Source organism: Aliterella sp. E5.1 (assembly GCF_057473825.1).
The window spans coordinates 1-2,009 of the sequence record NZ_JBYCCV010000284.1; the positions used below are offsets into that span (position 1 = coordinate 1).

General features: G+C 48.1%; 3 protein-coding genes. 2 read left to right on the top strand and 1 reads right to left on the bottom strand.

Going from position 1 to position 2,009, the window contains the following annotated elements; genetic code table 11:
- Positions 1-174 precede the first annotated feature (174 nt).
- A complete protein-coding gene (locus AC2VE5_RS26320; protein ID WP_486890506.1) occupies positions 175-1,065 on the bottom strand; it encodes a helix-turn-helix domain-containing protein in 891 nt (296 codons plus the stop codon).
- A gap of 201 nt (positions 1,066-1,266) precedes the next feature.
- Here AC2VE5_RS26320 and AC2VE5_RS26325 point away from each other — a divergent pair, with 201 nt between their 5' ends.
- Together AC2VE5_RS26325 and AC2VE5_RS26330 are read left to right on the top strand one after the other, a co-directional pair.
- A complete protein-coding gene (locus tag AC2VE5_RS26325) occupies positions 1,267-1,650 on the top strand; it encodes a nuclear transport factor 2 family protein (RefSeq protein WP_486890508.1) in 384 nt (127 codons plus the stop codon).
- A 190-nt stretch (positions 1,651-1,840) separates the two neighbouring features.
- A partial coding sequence (locus AC2VE5_RS26330; protein ID WP_486887409.1) for a transposase occupies positions 1,841-2,009 on the top strand: 169 nt, incomplete at its 3' end.

The window sequence follows — 2,009 nt, forward strand, 5'->3', positions numbered from 1 at the left end:
TGGAGCGAAACTCTAGCATCAATAGTAGTTGAGGAATCATTCGGCGATAATGACTGGCAAAGGATGCGCGCATTACGGTATGAACTCTTTGACGATAAGCCGTACCAGTGGATTTATATTCAGTAACTTACATCTTGCAGTGCGTAGATCTATGACCCCAAAAGCCACTTTGGATCATTGCTTTTGATAAGCTTTGGGGGTCATCCCTGTCATCTGACGGAAGACTTTTGTTAGGTGAGTTTGGTTTGAAAAGCCACAGTCTAGAGCAATGTTGCTAATTGAAATTGCTTGCTGTTTCAGTAATTGCTTGGCTCGTTCCACACGTTGTTGCATCAAATACTGATAGGGCGCAATTCCCACTGATTGCTTGAAGGAGCGGCTAAAGTGAGATTCGCTCATGCTGGTCAGGGTCGCCAAATCCAAAATTGATAAATCTCGTGTCAAATTTGCCTTCATGTAATCAATGACTCGCTCCAACTGTGATTGGGGTAAACCTTTGGCTTTGAACTCAAGCGAAGGTTTGCTGACTGCATAGTTCTGCACCAAACGAGCGGCAAGCGCTGTTCCTAATGACTCGCCATACAACCTGCCAGACATACAACCCGTTTGGATTTCCGTCTTGAGCGCAAGGGCTAATTGCTGGATTACCGGATCGTTGATCGAAAACTGTGGAATCAGTTCTATTTCACGCGGCATCAATTCCTGAGTGGTTTGATTTAGCAATGTTGGACAAATCGCAATCACCGAAAATTCGACTTCCTGATCCCAGTTTGTCCAATGATTTAGAAATGCTGGGATAACATCTACGCGACCGTTGCCGTGGGCGTATTGTTTAAATTTGCCATCCAAACGACGCTCTGCTTTGAAGCAACTTTTGGGGTCTGTGATTACCAGTGAATGTTGTAGAAGGCAATGCTCCACCGTTTTGTGGGGAGGATGGCAGTAGTGGGTGAAGGTTAACCCTTTCCATCCCGTATGATAGCTAGCTACTAGGGGTGTTTGTGGAAGCACTCGCGCTGCTTCCTGTTGGTTTGTGAAATCGAGTGTGGAGGTTGCATGATTCATGATGGGCTTTAACCCAGTCAAGATTTCACATCTCAAACAGGATTAGGATAATTTTAGCAGAATTGGATGAGACGGCAGGTTGAGGCTAAGACTATTGTAGGGGTGTCCACAAAAAGCGATAGTAGCGAGCATCCCAATAGAAGGGAGAAAATTCGTCCAATAGCAAGTTAGACACTGTCCCATCTCCATCACCTACCTCTTATGCCAGATCAACCTGCACCAGAAATCGAGATGCTACGTGCAGCGTACGCAGCCTTCAACGCGCGCGACATTGATGCCACCCTCATCCTCATGACTCCCGATGTGTCCTGGCCGAGGGCGTTCAAAGGCGGTTTTGTCCATGGGCCTGAAGAAATCCGCGCCTACTGGACGGAGCAGTGGAGCGAGATCGATGGACACGTTGAGCCAGTTGCTTTCCACCCAGAGGAGGGCGGGCGGATTTTAGTCGAAGTGCATCAGGTCGTGCGCGACCTGACCGGAGGCGTGCTTGCCGATGAGCACGTGGGTCATCGCTTTACCATTGAGCAGGGCTTGATCCAGGCTATGGAAGTCTGTCCACTCCCATCGTCTGGCCAAGGCACCTGACCAGGCGTTGGAGCAAACGATGGGGTAGTGTCTGTTGTGGAGAGGTTACTTTACCTCCTGCCGCCGCTGAGCTTCCAGCCGTTAGGCCCTGCTCCATGTTCTTCACCACAACTTTTATGCAATATAGAACCCATTTGACATCTTTCCCTGGAAGGAAGTAACGTTAAGGCAAAAACATAATGCAGATGCCATGCCGTACCAGAGCAGCCTCACCGACGAAGAGTGGAAAATAATAGAACCTTTACTACCTAAGATCCTACCGCCGAAGAAGCAAACAAGACCTTCTAACTGGAGCAAGCGCGAAATCTTGGATGGCATCTTTTATCAACTGAAAAATGGTTGTAACTGGCAAGACTTGC

Excerpts from the sequence above, each read along its gene's own strand:
- AC2VE5_RS26325 (WP_486890508.1), top strand. The coding sequence starts at position 1,267 with ATGCCAGATCAACCTGCACCAGAAATCGAGATGCTACGTGCAGCGTAC.
- AC2VE5_RS26320 (WP_486890506.1), bottom strand. The coding sequence starts at position 1,065 with ATGAATCATGCAACCTCCACACTCGATTTCACAAACCAACAGGAAGCA.